This window comes from Microbacterium sp. LWH7-1.2 (genome assembly GCF_038397755.1).
Taxonomy (GTDB): domain Bacteria; phylum Actinomycetota; class Actinomycetes; order Actinomycetales; family Microbacteriaceae; genus Microbacterium.
Map to the genome: position 1 here is coordinate 3,427,463 of NZ_CP151637.1, position 15,040 is coordinate 3,442,502.

Below are 15,040 nucleotides of genomic sequence, written 5' to 3' on the forward strand. Positions count from 1 at the left end.
GGTGCGTGTCAGAGGCTCATCCGGACGAGCAGCATGTCGGCGGCGCTCGAGATCGCGCTCAGCTGCCAGAGCACGACGACAAGGGCGATGAGGCCGAAGAGCGCGATCGTCGACACCGTTGCGTGGCGGATCACACGGTCGACGAGCAGGCCCACCACGGTCGCGATGGCGATCGCGGACCCCGCGACGCTCGCGAAAGCCATCCGTATGTAAGCCGCGTCGTCGGGCGCATCCCAGCTCGTCGTCAGCAAGGTCAGCGCAGCGGGCACGAGGACGATGCCGGTGAACAGCAGGATCGGGGCGGAGAACCCCCGCAGGCTGGTTCCGGGGTGGGAGTTCCTCGTCGCGACGTCGGTCATGCGGCGAGCCTAGGGGAGCGCGCTGCCGATGCGCAGCAGGTTGCCGCTGCGGTCGACGACCGCGAACTCGCACATCCCGTAGTCGGTGTCGACCGGCGGATCGATGCGGCTGCCCGTCGGCGGGTCGGGCTCGACGAGCCCGGCCCACTCGTGGAAGAGCCGCCGCGCGTCGTCGACGTAGAGGTAGCACATCGAGGAGGTGCTGAGGGGGTCGACGGCGGCGTGCTCGGAGAAGTGCAGCTCGATCGCGCCGCGACCGATGATCAGGTAATGCCACTCCTCGGGCGGGGCGCCGCGGTTCTCGAACCCGAGGCGTTCGAAGAAGGCGAGCGTTTCGGACAGGTCGCGGCTGAGGAGGATCGGCACGGCACGCTCGCTCATCCCGGCAGGCTAGCGCGAGGTCCGCGCGTCAGGACAGGCCTAGATGTGATGTCCAGGCAGGTTGTTGATCCTGCTGATGGGTGGGGCTCCGATTGCGGAGTGTCGCCTGTGGTGATTGTAGAAGTGGATCCAGCCGGGCAGGGCGTCGCGGCGTTCGGTCTCTGACGGGTAGAACTTCGCGTAGGCCCATCCGTCGGCCAGCGTGCGGTGGAAGCGCTCGATCTTGCCGTTGGTCTGCGGGCGGTACGGGCGGGTGCGCTTGTGTCTGATGCCGAGGTCGGCGCAGGCGTCTCGCCAGGCAAGGGACCGGTAGCAGGAGCCGTTGTCGGAAAGGACGCGCTCGACGGTCACGCCGTGATCGGCGAAGAACGCGATCGCGCGGGTGAGGACGCCGACGGCAGTCTCGGCTCGCTCGTCGTCGTGCTCTTCGACATAAGCCACCCGCGAGTTGTCGTCGACGACGGTGTGGAAGAACCCGGTGCCGGTCCTCGGCTTGTGGTCCTTGCCGCGCGGCAGTCCTGGCGTCTCGAGCTTGTTCCGGGCGCCCTGCTGCCGTCCGACGAACCGGTGCCCGCCGCCGTCGGGGATGCGACCGAACTTGGTGACATCGACGTGGATCAGTGCGCCGGGATGGTCGTGCTCATAACGGCGGATCGGCTCCCCGGTGACCCGGTCGATCGCGGAGAGGCGGTTGAGGCCGCAACGCACCAGAACCGCGTGAACGGTCGACGGAGCCAGACCGAGCTCACCGGCGATCTGGACCGGGCCCAGCCGACGCCGCCAGCGGGCCTTCACGATCTTCTTCACAACCGGCGACGGCGTCTTCGCAGGCATCGAGCGGGGGCGGCTCGACCGATCCGACATCCCCGCCGGCCCCTCGGATCGGAATCTGGCCGCCCACTTCCGGGCTGTCACGGTCGAGACCATGAACATCTTCGCTGCCACCTGCAGTGGCCACCCCTCGTCGACGATAAGGCGCGCGAGGCGCAGTCGGGCACGGGGAGTCAGAGCAGCGTTAGCGTGGGACACGAGGGCCTCCTGCGTTCGTGAAGCGGTTGAACTAGACAGCTCCACTTCACAACCGGGAGGCCTTCGCTACTCAGCTACTCCGGGCGTGTCCCGAAACAACGTCCCTGGACATCACACCTAGAGCAGCTCCCAGAGCTGCGGGCCGAATACGGCGACGGCGGCCGCGGCGACGCCGGCCACCCCGAGCGCGGCGATCGTGACGACGAGGATGTTGCCCCCGATGGTGAGGAGCAGTGCCGCTGCCGCGGAGAGCTCGCGGCGGCGGGTGACGGGGATCGCGGACGTGGTGCTGACCATGCCTTCGACGCTACGGATCGGGACTTGGGGCCGCGTCAGCCCGGAGTCTCGTCCGGGTCCACCCGAAGGATGATCTCTCGGCCGGGTGCGTCTCGAGAACCGCTCGAGAATCTCTCCGGAGAACTGTCGACATCGCCGGCGGTCGTGCGACGACCGGAGTGAGGCTGGCGGACGGCCGCCCACAACCGGAAGGATCACCCCATGAAGTACATGATGTTCGTCGTCACGTCGCTCGAGCCCGACGCCGAGTCCGACGAGTCCGACGTCGACCTGTGGGTCGACCCCCTCGACGCGAGCGGCAAGCGCGTCATCGGCGAGGTGCTCGCGCCGCAGTCCGACTCCACGGTGGTGAAGGTGCGCGGCGGCAAGGTGCTGACGAGCCGCGGCCCGTATGTCGAGACGGCCGAGGTCATCTGCGGCTTCGACATCCTCGAGGTGGAGAACCTGGATGAGGCGATCGAGATCGCGTCGCGGCATCCGATGGCCCGAAACGGTCAGCTCGAACTGCGGCCGTTCATGGTCTGGGACCAGTGACACGCACAGGCGGCCCCACCGGAAGGTAGGGGCCGCCTCGTGCGCGGAATGTCAGTCCGCGGTCCTCTCGCGACGCGTGCGGATCACGACGAGCGCCGCGCCGACGACCATCAGCAGCACCGAACGTTCCAGTGCACGGGTTTCCGAGCAGATACATGGATGTCCTAGTATTCTGTAAGTCGTGACGAAGCCGTCACCCTGACTCACCGGAGAGACGTAATGGACGCCACCCCTGTCCCCGTGCTCGCTCCCGTCGCCATCAGCGAAGACGAGCGCGCCGCCATCATCGAAGCCGTGCGCGAGTTCGCGCAGTCCGAACTCGCGCCGCACGCCCTGGAGTGGGACGCGGCATCGCACTTCCCCCGCGAGACGCTGCGGCTCGGCGGCGAACTCGGCCTCGGCGGGATCTACATCCGTGAGGACGTCGGCGGCTCGGGCCTCTCGCGCTCGGACGCCGCCCTGATCTTCGAGGAGCTGGCCAAGGGCGACCCCGCGATCGCCGCCTACATCTCGATCCACAACATGGTGGCGTGGATGATCGACAGCTATGGGACCGCCGCCCAGCGCACCGAATGGCTTCCGCTGCTGACGTCCATGCAGGGCTTCGGCAGCTATTGCCTCACCGAGCCGGGTGCGGGCTCCGATGCCGCCGCCATCGTGACGAGCGCGATCCGCTCGGGCGACGACTACGTGCTGACGGGGGTCAAGCAGTTCATCTCGGGCGGGGGTGAAGCATCCGTCTACATCGTCATGGCCCGCACGGATGCCGACGCCGGCGCCCGCGGCATCACCGCGTTCCTCGTTCCGGCCGACACTCCCGGGCTCTCTTTCGGCCAGATCGAGCACAAGATGGGCTGGAACGCCCAGCCCACGCGGCAGGTGATCCTCGACGAGGTGCGGGTTCCCGCGGCGCACATCCTCGGCGGCGAGGGCCAGGGCTTCAAGATCGCGATGTCGGCGCTCGACGGCGGCCGCATCAACATCGCCGCGTGCTCGCTCGGCGGTGCGCAGTGGGCCCTCGACCGCGCGGTGACCTACGTGCACGAGCGGTTCACGTTCGGCGAGCCGCTCGCCGAGAAGCAGGCGGTCGTGTTCGCGCTCGCCGACATGGCCACCGAGCTGCGCGCGGCGCGCGCGCTCGTGCGGGACGCCGCCGCGGCCCTCGACGAGAAGGCTCCCGACGCCTCGATGCAGTGCGCGATGGCCAAGCGGTTCGCCACGGACGCGGGCTTCACCGTCGCGAACCAGGCGCTCCAGCTGCACGGCGGGTACGGATACCTCCACGAGTACGGGATCGAAAAGGTGGTGCGCGATCTGCGCGTGCATCAGATCCTTGAGGGGACCAACGAGATCATGCGCGTGATCATCGGCCGCCAGCTGCTCGCGCACTGACGATCTCAGACGAGGAGGTCCGACATGAAGATCGCATTCCTGGGGCTCGGCCACATGGGCCTGCCCATGGCGCGGAATCTCGCCGGCACCGGCCACGAGGTGGTCGGCTTCGACGTGTTCCCCGCCGCGGTCGACGCGGCGCGAGAGGCGGGGATGACCGTCGCGGAATCGGGAACGGATGCTGCCACCGCCGCGGACGTCGTCATCACCATGTTCCAGTCCGGCGCGCAGGTGCTCGACGCGTATCGCGGAGCCGGTGGAGCCGAGGGTCTGCTCGGGGTCGCGGCATCCGGAGCACTGTTCATCGACTGCTCGACGATCGCCGTCGACGAGGCGCGCGCCGCGCACGCGCTCGCCGAGGCGGCCGGGCACCGCTCGCTCGACGCCCCGGTGTCGGGCGGTGTGGTCGGCGCCGAGAACGCCACCCTCGCCTTCATGGTGGGCGGGACGGAGGACGACTTCGAGGCGGCCAGGCCGCTGCTCGAGGCGATGGGCCGGCGGGTCGTGCACTGCGGCGGGGCCGGGCTCGGCCAGGCCGCGAAGGTCTGCAACAACATGATCCTCGCGGTGTCGCAGATCGCGGTCGCCGAGGCGTTCGTGCTGGGAGAGCGGCTGGGGCTCTCGCACCAGGCACTCTTCGACGTCGCTTCCAACGCGTCCGGTCAGTGCTGGGCGTTGACGACGAACTGCCCGGTGCCCGGGCCGGTGCCGACGAGCCCTGCGAACCGGGACTACCAGCCCGGCTTCGCGGGCGCCCTCATGAACAAGGACCTGGGCCTCGCCGAGCAGGCGGTCCAGCTCACCGGAGTGGACGCCCGCATGGGCATGCTCGCGCGCGAGATCTACGCGCACTACGCCGACGGCCCCGGAGCGGGTCAGGACTTCTCGGGCATCATCAACTCGATCCGCGAGTTCTCCGACTGACCCGGCCGGTCGGCCCGACCTCTCGTGTCCCGATTTCGCGCGCTAGAGGTCTGTCGAGTCGGCGGATCTGGGACACGAGGACGAGAATTCGGGACACGGACCCGAGGATCCAGAACACTCGCCCCCACCGGAACGGAGCCCCATGACCGAGCATCACGCGCACGAGTCCACCGAGTACGAGACCATCCTGGTCGAGACCCGCGGCCGGGTGGGGTGGATCACGCTCAACCGGCCGGAGGCGCTCAACGCGCTGAACTCGCAGGTGTGCCGCGACGTCGTGGCCGCGGCATCCGTCTTCGATGCCGATGAGCAGATCGGCGCCATCGTGCTGACCGGCTCGGAGCGCGCGTTCGCCGCCGGCGCAGACATCAAGGAGATGGAGTCCAAGTCGGGGCTCGAGATGCTGATGGGCGACCACTTCGGCGGCTGGACGCAGTTCGCCGCCGTGCGCACGCCGGTGATCGCGGCCGTCTCGGGCTACGCCCTGGGCGGCGGGTGCGAGCTGGCGATGATGTGCGACATCATCCTCGCCGCCGACACCGCCAAGTTCGGCCAGCCCGAGATCAACCTCGGAGTCATCCCGGGCATGGGCGGTTCGCAGCGCCTCCTCCGCGCCGTCGGCTACTACAAGGCCGCCGAGCTCATCCTCACCGGACGGATGATGGATGCTGCGGAAGCCGAGCGCGCCGGACTCGTCTCGCGTGTCGTGCCCGCGGCCGACCTGCTGACCGAGGCGCAGAAGACGGCCGATACCATCGCGTCGAAGAGCCTGCCGTCGCTGTATGCAGCGAAGGCGGTGCTGGATGCTGCGCTCGAGACCCCGATGGCCGAGGGTCTGCGCCTCGAGAAGCACGTGTTCGCGAGCCTCTTCGACACCGAGGATCAGAAGGAGGGCATGGCCGCCTTCCGCGAGAAGCGCGCCCCCGAGTTCACGGGCCGGTGACCTCCTGACCGCCCCGCACATTCGAGGCGTCTCGACTGCGGGCGCTGGAGCGAGCGAGGAGCGCGGTCGTTGAGCGAGCCTGCGAGTCGAAACGCAGAGTCGAAACGCCTCCGACGCGGTCGCGACGCCGGGCGACAGCCTCAGAGGGGGTCGGGCTGGGGCCTCGGCTCGGTGAAGTCGCCGGCGTCCTTGCGGAAGCGCGCGATGATGCGCACGAGCTCCGTCGTGTCGGCGTCCGACAGCCCCGGATCCTCGAAGACCTCAGTGTTGAGCGCCGCGGTCGCGCGCTCCACGAGCTCGCGGCCGGAGTCGGTGAGGACGAGCATCGCGGCGCGCCCGTCGCCGGGGTGCGGCTCGCGCGAGACGAGGCCGTCGCGGGCGAGGCGGTCCACGGTGTTCGTGACGCTGGTCGGATGCACCTGCAGGCGGGCGATGGCGCTGGCCATCGGCATCCGTCCCTCTCTCGTGAAGCCGAGGAGGCGCAGCATCTCGTATCGCGCGAACGACAGGCCGAACGGCTTCAGCGCGGTGTCGATGCGCGCGAACAGCAGCTGCTGCGCGCGGATGATCGACGTCACGGCGGTCATGCCCGCGGCGGCGTCCTCCCAGCCATGGGCGATCCACTGGCGCTTGGCCTCGGCGATCGGGTCGACCGGAAGACGCTTGGGTGCTGCCATGACGACCTCCTCCTGCCCACCGTATCGGTCCGGCGGCGTCGCGATGGACGACGGATGCCGCAAATCGGTGCTTTATGTATACACACGGCGGTTCCTGGTCGCTCATCGTCGGTTCATTTCGCGGGATTGGGTACATTGCGGCGCGAGCCATAGACTCGTGCCCAGCGTGAGGAGACCGTATGAAGATCGTCGTCCTGGTCAAGGAAGTCCCGGATACCTATGGGGATCGCAGGCTGTCGCTCGAGACCGGCCTGGCCGATCGCGCCGCGAGCGAGACCGTGCTCGACGAGATCGGTGAGCGCGCGCTCGAGGTGGCGCTCTCGTACGCCGACAACACGCCGGGTACGGAGGTCGTCGTGCTCTCGATGACGCCGGAATCGGCGTCGGCGACGGTGCGCAAGGGGCTCGCGATGGGCGCCTCGTCGGCCGTGCAGGTGGTGGATGAGGGCCTCCTCGGTGCCGATCTGGGGCTGACCGCGGAGGTGCTGGCGGCGGCGCTGCAGCGCACCGGTTTCGATCTGGTGATCGGCGGCAACCTGTCGACGGACGGGGTGGGCGGGATCGTCCCGGCGATGGTGGCCGAGATCCTCGACGTGCCGTCGGCGACGTACCTGAGCGCGGTCGAGATCCGCGAGGGCGAGGTGCTGGGCACGCGGGCATCCGACGGGGCGACGCTGCAGGTGACGGCGGCGCTGCCGGCGGTGATCTCGATCACCGAGGCCCTGCCCGACGCGCGGTTTCCGAATTTCAAGGGCATCATGGCGGCGAAGAAGAAGCCGTTCGAGACGCTCTCGCTCGCCGAGCTCGAGATCGACCCGCACACCCCCGACGCATCGCGGTCGATCGTGATCGCGCTCAGCGAGAAGCCGCCGCGCGAGGCCGGTGTGAAGATCGTCGACGAGGGGGACGCGGGTCAGAAGCTCGCGGACTTCCTCATCCAGAACCGGCTCGCGTGAGGAACCGCACATGACGTTCGCAGATGACTCGATCCTGGTCCTTCTCGACACCACGCCGTCGGGCGGGCTCGCCAAGACGGCGGCCGAGCTGCTGGGGGCTGCCGCCTCGGTGGGCACCCCGGTCGCGGTGATCGTCGGCGACCCCGCTCTGGCGACGGATGCTGCGGCCCTCGGCGCCGCGTCGGTGCTGGTCGCGCCGGCCGGCGACGGGCTGACTGTCCCGCGGGTGGACGCGCTGACGGAGGCTGCCGACCTGGTCCGGCCCGACGCGATCCTGGTGGCCAACTCGGTGGAGGGCCGTGAGGTCGCCGGCCGGTACGCCGCGCGTACCCGGTCGGGCGTCGCGGTCGACGCGGTCGGCGTCTCGCGGGACGCGGAGGGCGTCGTCGCGCATCATTCGGTGTACGGCGGTGCGTACAACGTCGACTCGGCCGTCACGTGGGGCGCTCCGGTCATCACGATCCGCCAGGGATCGATCGACGCCCGCGCCGAGGCGGTGACGGGCGTCGAGGCCGAGCCGCTCGAGGTGCGTGCGTCCGGCCGCAAGGCGGCGAGCGTGGTGTCGGTGGACGAGGCGGTGGTGTCGTCGTCGCGTCCCGAGCTGCGCGGCGCGGCGAAGGTGGTGTCGGGCGGGCGCGGGCTCGGGTCGGGCGACAAGTTCGCCCTCGTCGAGCAGCTGGCCGACGCGCTCGGCGCCGCCGTGGGCGCGTCGCGCGCCGCGGTCGACGCCGGCTACGTGCCGTACTCGTACCAGGTCGGGCAGACCGGTGTGTCGGTGTCGCCCCAGCTGTACGTGGCGCTCGGCATCTCTGGCGCGATCCAGCACAAGGCCGGAATGCAGACCGCGAAGACGATCGTGGCGATCAACAAGGACGCGGACGCCCCCATCTTCGAGATCGCGGACTTCGGCGTCGTCGGCGACCTGTTCACGGTCGTGCCGCAGCTGATCGCCGCGCTCGAGGCGAAGAAGGCGTAACCCGGGATGGCGACGTTCGGTTCCTCGGTGCGGCGCGGTCTGCCGCGCGTGCCCGGCGGCGAGCCCTGGCCCCCTGCCGGCGCCGCGCCCGGCGCGAACGGCAACGGCACCGCGCCCTCGGAGGCGCCGGTGGTCGAGGGGGCGCAACACGCGGCACCGGCGGAGCCGACGCCGCGTGTCGCGACCCCCGAGGTCGCAGCCGTTGCCCCTGAGTCCGCGCAGGTGGCCCCACACGCGGGAACCGAGGCTGCGGCCTCGAGCATCGCGGCCCCCGGCGCGCCGGCGCCCGGCGCGCGGACCGTGCGTCGCGGGCTTCCGCGTGTGCCGGGCGGCGAGCCGTGGCCGCCGGCCGGTGTTGCCCCGTCCGCGGCGGGCGTCGCCGCGGCGGAGGCGGCAGCTGTCACCGCCACCGAGCCCGCCACCCGGCCAGACGTGACACCTGCACGGCCTGCGGTCGAAGAGAAGGTGGCACCTGTGGTCGCCGCAGGCGCGGGGACCACGCCGGAGGTGACACCTTCGGTGGCGCGCGACGGGGCGAAGACCCTCCGACGCGGGCTTCCACGCGTCGCCGGCGGTGAGCCGTGGCCGCCGGCGGGTCTTGCGCCGATCGCCGCAGCTGCAGCGGTGACGGATGCCGCGCCCGCGCCGGTTGCGGAAGCACCGGCGGAGGCAGCCGCCGAGGTGGCAGCATCCGTCCCCATCGAAACCGTGGCGCCCGCGGCGCCCGCCACCGCCACCGGCACCCCGCTGTCTCAGCCGCTGCCGTTCCGGCGCACGGTGTGGGCGGGCAGGGCCGCGCGCACCCGCCCGGCGGCCAGGCCCGAGCCCCAGCGCATCGGGCCGTTCACCCGCGGCCAGTGGGCCGGCGCGGTGATCGTGGGCGGCGCCGGGCTGCTGTACGCGGCGGGCATGGCGGTGTTCGCGGTCCGCTGGCTGCTCTCGACGCAGTGGGGCGTGGACTTCCTCGCGGCCTATCCCGGCGAGTATCACCTGCCCGAGGGGGCGCCGGTCGGCATCCCCGCGTGGCTGGGGTGGCAGCACTTCTTCAACGTGTTCCTGATGGTGCTGATCATCCGCAGCGGTCTGCAGGTGCGCACCGACAAGAGACCGAGCGTGTTCTGGTCGCCGCGCAACAACGGCCGCCGCAAGATGAGCCTGAACCTGTGGTTCCACCAGTCGCTCGACATCCTGTGGATCGTGAACGGCGTGATCTTCGTGGCGCTGCTGTTCGTGACCGGGCAGTGGATGAAGATCGTGCCCACGTCGTGGGAGGTGTTCCCCAACGCGGTCTCGGCGGCGCTGCAGTACGTGTCGCTGGACTGGCCCACCGAGAACGGGTGGGTGAACTACAACTCGCTGCAGCAGCTCGCGTATTTCGCCACGGTGTTCCTCGCCGCGCCGCTCGCGATCGCCACGGGAGTGCGGATGAGCCACGTCTGGCCGAAGAACGCGACCGGGCTGAACAGGGCGTACCCGGTCGAGTGGGCCCGCGCGGTGCACTTCCCGGTGATGCTCTACTTCGTGGCGTTCATCGCCGTGCACGTGTTCCTCGTCTTCGCGACCGGGGCGCTGCGCAACCTCAACCACATGTACGCGGCGCAGGGCTCGGTCGATCCGAACGCCTACGCCGACAACTGGACCGGTTTCTGGTTCTTCGCCCTGTCGCTGGTCGTGATCGCCGCCGCCTGGGTGGCTGCGCGCCCGCTCGTGCTGGCGCCGATCGCCCGCCTCTTCGGCAAGGTCTCGGGCCGCTGACGCGACCGCCTATTCGACGACGAGACCGGCGAGGTCCGCGAGGGCGGGTGCCATGAGCTGCAGCTGGTCGGGTGAGATCGTCGCGCCGCGCAGGCCCTCCATCCCGATGACCTGGCCGATGTCGGCGCCGCGCAGATCCACGTCGGTGAGTCGTGCGCCACTGGTGTTCAGCGTGCCGATGCGGGCGCCCTCGAACGCGACACGGCGGGCCGCAGCATCCAACAGGTCCATCTCGTCGATGGTGCAGTCGACGAACGCGACGTCGAGCAGCTCGGCTCCGCGGAGGTTCACGTAGCCGAGCTTGCAGCGTGTGAACCGGATGCCGCGCCACGCCGCGTCGAAGGCCTCGAGCGAGCCGAGTCTGCTGCTCTGGAACTCGACATCCCGCCAGCCGCCGCGCGCCGCCGAGACCGCGGGCACGTTCGCCCCGGCGAACACGGACTCGACCAGGTGGGCGCCGCGCGCCGACCAGGTGCCGAGGTCGAGGCCGTCGAACCGGCATGCCTCGACGGTCGCACCCGACTCGAGCTGCCAGGCGTCACGGGTGATGCCCGAGTACGCGACGCCGTCGAGGCGGCCGGCATCGAGCATGTCGTCATCACCGGCGTCGAGCGAGCCCAGCGCCGATCCGTCGAAGTCGAAGGAGGGCGGCTGGGTGCCCTTGGTCTTGCGTGATCTGGCGGCTGGCATCGCCGCCACCCTAGCGCGGGGGACCGACGTCTCGCCCGCCGAGGTCCGGGTTCGGGGCGCCCCGCGTGCATTCGGGGCGCACGCCACGCGCCCCAAGCGGGCGCGGGGCGCCCCAGACGCCACGCGCCCCAAACGGGGGGCGCCCCAGACGCGACGGAGATCCGTCATGAAGCGAGCAGGGGAGGGGGGATAACCCGAAGAGAAGTCTCCGGATGCCTCGGGCGCGCGGCGCGGCGCACGCGCCTAACTTTGGTGACATGACCTCCTCGGACTCTCCTCCCGTCCGCCCGGTGACGCGGCCCGCCCAGGTGGCGGGCGCCATCGCGCAGCTCGCCGCGCTCGGCGTCCTCGGCGCAGCGGCCTTCTCCCTTCTCTTCACGCTGTTCGGCGTCGGCATCGGCCTCGTGTTCGTGCTCGGCATCGGCCTCGTGGTGCTCGTCGGGCTCGTCTACGTGCTCTTCGCGCTCGGGTGGCTCGAGACCGAGCGCGTCGAGGGCCTCTACCGTTTCGGGCTTGTGCGGCTGCGTCCGCGCTCGAGCGGTCGCCCCGGGTTCGGCGGCTTCCTCCGCACGCTCTGGCTGCAGACGATCGACCCCGGCACATGGCGCGCGATCGCGAACCTGGCGATCGCGACGATCCTCGGCTGGGTCGTGGTGGCCCTCGCGGGAATCCTCGTGTCGGGCGCGGTGCTCGCGTTCGCGCCGCTCTTCGCAGACGCGAGCGCCGTGCGCCTCGCCCGCACCGGCATCGAGGTGCCGCTCGCGTGGGCCGTCCCCGTCGGCATCTTCGCCGCGCTCTTCTCGGCCGCCGCGCTCATCGGACTCGGCGTGCTCCACGGCATCATCGCGCGGGCGATCATGGTCCCCTCGCGGGAGGCGCAGCTCGCCGCCGCTGCCCGCATGTCGAGCCAGCAGCACGCCGGCGCAGTCCGCGCCGCCGACGTCGAGCGCACGCGCATCGAGCGCGACCTCCACGACGGCGTCCAGCCGCGCCTCGTCTCCGTCGGCATGACCCTCGGGCTCGCGCAGCAGAAGATCGACGCCGACCCCGAAGCGGCGAAGGCCCTCATCACCGAGGCCCACACCTCGACGAAGGCGGCCATCACGGAGCTGCGGCAGCTGGCGCGAGGCATCCACACCTCGGTCCTCGATGATCGCGGGCTCGACGCCGCCATCTCGGCGCTCGTCGCACGGTCGGTCGTGCCGGTGCACACCGACGTCCGCCTGGACGGCCGCTGCAGCCGCGACACCGAGGCCGCCGCGTACTTCGTGATCGCCGAGGCGCTCACCAACGCCGCCAAGCACTCGCGGGCCACCGAGGTGCGCGTGGTCGCGCGCCTGCGCGAGCCCGGCACGCTGTGGGCGCGCGTCGAAGACAACGGAATCGGCGGCGCACGGGTCATCCCCGGCGGCGGCCTGGACGGCATCGTCAACCGCGTGCTCGCGGCCGGCGGCGAGGCGCGCATCGACAGCCCCGCCGGCGGACCCACGAGCGTGGAGGTGAGCATCCCGTGCGCATCCTGATCTGCGAGGACTCGGCGCTGCTGCGCGCCGGCCTGGTGCGGGTGCTCGAGGACGCCGGCCACGAGGTGGTCGCGGCCCTTCCCGACGCGTCGCGCCTCGACCACACCGTGGACGAGACGGCGCCCGACCTCTGCATCCTCGACGTGAGGCTGCCGCCGACCTGGGTCGACGAGGGCATCCGCGCAGCGCTGTCGCTGCGGGCGCGACTGCCCCGGCTCGCGGTGCTGGTGCTCTCGCAGTACGTCGAGGAGCGGTACGCCGCCGACCTCATCTCGTCCAGCGGCGGAGCGCTCGGCTACCTCCTCAAGGACCGCGTCGCCGACGTCACCGACTTCCTCGAGGCGATCGGGCGCATCGCGGCGGGTGCCACGGTGCTCGACCCCGAGGTCGTCGCGCAGCTGCTCAGCCGGAGGACGAGGGACGAACGGATGCTGCGCCTCACCGAACGCGAGGCCTCGGTGCTCGCGCTCATCGCGGAGGGCCGGTCGAACCAGGCCATCGCCAAGGCACTGCATGTCACCGAGGGCAGCGTGGAGAAGCACATCACGGCGGTCTTCCAGAAGCTGGACCTCGAACCCGACGAATCGGGCAACCGGCGCGTGCTCGCCGCGATCGCCCACCTCGAGCACGGCGGGCCGACGCCGCCGGCTCCCCCGACACCCAGCGGCCGCGGGCCGCAGACAGGAACGAACCGATGAGCACGACCCTGACCCCTCCTCCCGTGACCCCCGACAACCCCGTCGAACCGCCGCGGCCCTCCTCCGGCGGATCGCGTGCCGTCGCGATCGTCGTGATCGTGGTGGGCGGGATCGTGCTTCTGGGCGCGACGATCTCGTCGGCCGTCGGGACCATCGCCTCGGCGTCGGTGCACACCTCCACCCGCACCGTCGACGCCGCCGGCGTCGACGAGCTGAACGTCGATGCCGCCGCCGGCACGCTGCGCGTCGAGTTCTCCGATGTGCGGGAGGCGGAGCTCGAGGTGACGAGCTCGTGGGACGCCGACGCGTGGCGGCTCGAGCGCGACGGCGACACGCTTCAGGTCTCGTCGCCCGACCGCTTCGGCTGGTTCGGCTGGCGCGGCTGGTTCGGTGACGGGGGAGCAGACGCCGTGCTGCGGCTGCCGTCCTCCCTCGACGGCCTCGACGCGGACGTGTCGCTCGCGGCCGGCGAGTTCGTGACCGACGGAGAGTTCGGCGACCTCGCGCTGTCGCTGGCCGCCGGATCGTTCGATGTCTCGGGTTCGGCGGAGTCCCTCAGCGCCGACGTGAGCGCCGGACGGGGCACGCTCGAGCTCGAGGGCGTGCGCGAGGCCGACCTCACGGTGAGCGCCGGCTCCCTCGATGCGACGCTCACGGGAACACAGCCGGATGCGATGGATCTCGACGTGAGCGCCGGCTCGCTGCGGCTCACGGTGCCCGAGGGGCAGTACGACGTGCGCTCCGAGGTCTCGGCCGGCGACTTCGAGAACAGCATCGGCTCCACGCCGGGCGCCTCGAGCACGATCACCGTGCAGGTCTCCGCCGGTCAGGCGGTGCTGAAGTCCGGGCGCTGACCCGCAGCATCCGTCCCCGACCCGTCGTCGCGCTTGCGACGGCGGGTCGATTCGCGAGAAATCACGCTGGGGATGGGAAACCACGCCTCGCGTGGTTTCTCCACGGGCCCTGGGTTTCTCGCCGGGTAGGGGCGGGGTGGAGCCGCCGCGGCCCGTGATCCGCGGATGCGCGGGGTCAGGAGCCGGAGCTGAGGGCGTCGCGGTCGGTATCGCGTGGAGCGACGGATGCTGCGCCCGCGGCGAATCCTTCGGCGTAGGCCTCGTCGGCACCGAGGCGGAACATGTCCTTCTCGAGCGGGCGCACGATCGAGCGGGCGCCGGGCAGGTCCAGAGCGCCGACGAGGTCGCCGCGCCCGCGCACCACGGCGACGGGACGCCGGGCCGCCTTGCCCTTGACGAGGTCCGCCGCGGCGGCGATCTCGTCCCCGACGCAGGGCATGGTGACGACGAGCGGGCGGCCCTCGGCATCCGTGCCCCCGCGGAGGTCCTCGAAGACGTGGACGCCGCCTGCGCCGATCGCGTGATCGGTCTGGCCCTCCCGCCAGGCGCGGCCGAGCGTGTCCGACACGATGACGCCGACCTCGACGCCGAGGCGCTCGCGCAGGCCGGCGGCGATCGCGCGGGCGGAGGCGTCGGGGTCGACCGGCAGGAGAAGCACCGTGCCGTCCGGGGTGTTCGACGCGTCGACGCCTGCGGCCGCGGAGACCATGCCGAGGCGGTTCTGCACGATGCGCGTGGTCGAGCCGTTGGCGGCGCTGCGGGATGCCACGACCCGCACCGTCTCGGATGTGATGGCGTCTTCGCGGTCGTCGGCGACGACGAAGCGTCCCTCGGCCTTCGAGACGATCTTCGAGGTCACGACGAGGATGTCGCCGTCCGCCAGGTCGCCCTCCGCCCGGCGGGCGATGAGGTCGACGAGGTCGGCGCCCGCCTCGATCTCGGGGATGCCCTCGAGAGGCCAGACGGTGAGCGCGGTGCGAGGCGGCATGGGTCCAGTCTTCCGGATGCGCGACGGGGTCGGCGCACGCTGGGCGAGATGCCGAGGGGCGCGC

General features: G+C 71.1%; 17 protein-coding genes. 10 read left to right on the forward strand and 7 right to left on the reverse strand.

The genetic code is table 11. The features are described 5' to 3' along the window. Positions 1–8: 8 nt before the first annotated feature. The 4 genes from MRBLWH7_RS15900 to MRBLWH7_RS15915 form a co-directional block, all read right to left on the reverse strand. Complete coding sequence (locus MRBLWH7_RS15900) at positions 9–359, reverse strand: hypothetical protein (protein WP_341996191.1); 351 nt, start codon at positions 357–359, stop codon at positions 9–11. Positions 360–368: 9 nt separating this feature from the next. Next, positions 369–740: a VOC family protein gene (locus MRBLWH7_RS15905; protein ID WP_341996193.1), complete on the reverse strand. Its 372-nt coding sequence runs from the start codon at positions 738–740 to the stop codon at positions 369–371. 39 nt (positions 741–779) lie between these two features. Then, on the reverse strand, positions 780–1,769 hold the full coding sequence (locus MRBLWH7_RS15910) for an IS481 family transposase (protein ID WP_341995282.1): 990 nt from the start codon (positions 1,767–1,769) through the stop codon (positions 780–782). A gap of 117 nt (positions 1,770–1,886) precedes the next feature. Next, complete coding sequence (locus MRBLWH7_RS15915) at positions 1,887–2,066, reverse strand: hypothetical protein (protein WP_341996195.1); 180 nt, start codon at positions 2,064–2,066, stop codon at positions 1,887–1,889. Between the two features lie 201 nt (positions 2,067–2,267). Between MRBLWH7_RS15915 and MRBLWH7_RS15920 the strand changes: the two genes are divergently transcribed. From MRBLWH7_RS15920 to MRBLWH7_RS15935, 4 genes are all read left to right on the forward strand, one after another. Next, positions 2,268–2,600 (forward strand): YciI family protein, encoded by a 333-nt coding sequence (locus MRBLWH7_RS15920; protein WP_341996197.1) that lies wholly within the window; start codon positions 2,268–2,270, stop codon positions 2,598–2,600. A 219-nt stretch (positions 2,601–2,819) separates the two neighbouring features. Then, positions 2,820–3,992 (forward strand): acyl-CoA dehydrogenase family protein, encoded by a 1,173-nt coding sequence (locus MRBLWH7_RS15925; protein WP_341996199.1) that lies wholly within the window; start codon positions 2,820–2,822, stop codon positions 3,990–3,992. A gap of 24 nt (positions 3,993–4,016) precedes the next feature. Further along, positions 4,017–4,916 (forward strand): 3-hydroxyisobutyrate dehydrogenase, encoded by a 900-nt coding sequence (gene mmsB, locus MRBLWH7_RS15930; protein WP_341996201.1) that lies wholly within the window; start codon positions 4,017–4,019, stop codon positions 4,914–4,916. A gap of 142 nt (positions 4,917–5,058) precedes the next feature. Continuing rightward, positions 5,059–5,859: an enoyl-CoA hydratase gene (locus MRBLWH7_RS15935; RefSeq protein WP_341996203.1), complete on the forward strand. Its 801-nt coding sequence runs from the start codon at positions 5,059–5,061 to the stop codon at positions 5,857–5,859. Positions 5,860–5,999: 140 nt separating this feature from the next. Here the strand turns inward: MRBLWH7_RS15935 and MRBLWH7_RS15940 are convergent, their stop codons facing one another. Further along, positions 6,000–6,536: a MarR family transcriptional regulator gene (locus MRBLWH7_RS15940; RefSeq protein ID WP_341996205.1), complete on the reverse strand. Its 537-nt coding sequence runs from the start codon at positions 6,534–6,536 to the stop codon at positions 6,000–6,002. A 179-nt stretch (positions 6,537–6,715) separates the two neighbouring features. Here MRBLWH7_RS15940 and MRBLWH7_RS15945 point away from each other — a divergent pair, with 179 nt between their 5' ends. Genes MRBLWH7_RS15945 through MRBLWH7_RS15955 form a run of 3 tightly spaced genes read left to right on the forward strand, consistent with a single transcriptional unit; the run spans position 6,716 to position 10,223 of the window. Then, positions 6,716–7,492 carry an electron transfer flavoprotein subunit beta/FixA family protein gene (locus MRBLWH7_RS15945; protein ID WP_341996207.1) on the forward strand — a complete coding sequence of 259 codons (777 nt, stop codon included), beginning with the start codon at positions 6,716–6,718 and terminating at the stop codon, positions 7,490–7,492. Positions 7,493–7,502: 10 nt separating this feature from the next. After that, positions 7,503–8,468: an electron transfer flavoprotein subunit alpha/FixB family protein gene (locus MRBLWH7_RS15950; protein WP_341996209.1), complete on the forward strand. Its 966-nt coding sequence runs from the start codon at positions 7,503–7,505 to the stop codon at positions 8,466–8,468. Positions 8,469–8,474: 6 nt separating this feature from the next. Further along, positions 8,475–10,223 carry a cytochrome b/b6 domain-containing protein gene (locus MRBLWH7_RS15955; RefSeq protein WP_341996211.1) on the forward strand — a complete coding sequence of 583 codons (1,749 nt, stop codon included), beginning with the start codon at positions 8,475–8,477 and terminating at the stop codon, positions 10,221–10,223. A 9-nt stretch (positions 10,224–10,232) separates the two neighbouring features. Here the strand turns inward: MRBLWH7_RS15955 and MRBLWH7_RS15960 are convergent, their stop codons facing one another. Continuing rightward, positions 10,233–10,913 (reverse strand): pentapeptide repeat-containing protein, encoded by a 681-nt coding sequence (locus MRBLWH7_RS15960; RefSeq protein WP_341996213.1) that lies wholly within the window; start codon positions 10,911–10,913, stop codon positions 10,233–10,235. Between the two features lie 257 nt (positions 10,914–11,170). On the opposite strand from MRBLWH7_RS15960, the gene MRBLWH7_RS15965 reads away from it, so the two are divergent. From MRBLWH7_RS15965 to MRBLWH7_RS15975, 3 genes are read left to right on the forward strand one after another with little or no spacing between them, the layout of a single operon-like run. After that, the gene (locus MRBLWH7_RS15965) at positions 11,171–12,436 is read left to right on the forward strand and encodes a histidine kinase (RefSeq protein WP_341996215.1); all 1,266 of its coding nucleotides are present in this window, start codon (positions 11,171–11,173) and stop codon (positions 12,434–12,436) included. Then, the gene (locus MRBLWH7_RS15970; RefSeq protein WP_341996216.1) at positions 12,424–13,134 is read left to right on the forward strand and encodes a response regulator transcription factor; all 711 of its coding nucleotides are present in this window, start codon (positions 12,424–12,426) and stop codon (positions 13,132–13,134) included. Before MRBLWH7_RS15965 ends, MRBLWH7_RS15970 begins: the two co-directional genes overlap by 13 nt. Continuing rightward, the gene (locus tag MRBLWH7_RS15975; protein WP_341996218.1) at positions 13,131–13,988 is read left to right on the forward strand and encodes a DUF4097 family beta strand repeat-containing protein; all 858 of its coding nucleotides are present in this window, start codon (positions 13,131–13,133) and stop codon (positions 13,986–13,988) included. The genes MRBLWH7_RS15970 and MRBLWH7_RS15975 overlap by 4 nt, the downstream gene beginning before the upstream one ends. Positions 13,989–14,163: 175 nt before the next feature. Here the strand turns inward: MRBLWH7_RS15975 and cofE are convergent, their stop codons facing one another. Continuing rightward, positions 14,164–14,976: a coenzyme F420-0:L-glutamate ligase gene (gene cofE / locus MRBLWH7_RS15980; RefSeq protein ID WP_341996220.1), complete on the reverse strand. Its 813-nt coding sequence runs from the start codon at positions 14,974–14,976 to the stop codon at positions 14,164–14,166. Between the last annotated feature and the right edge of the window lie 64 nt (positions 14,977–15,040).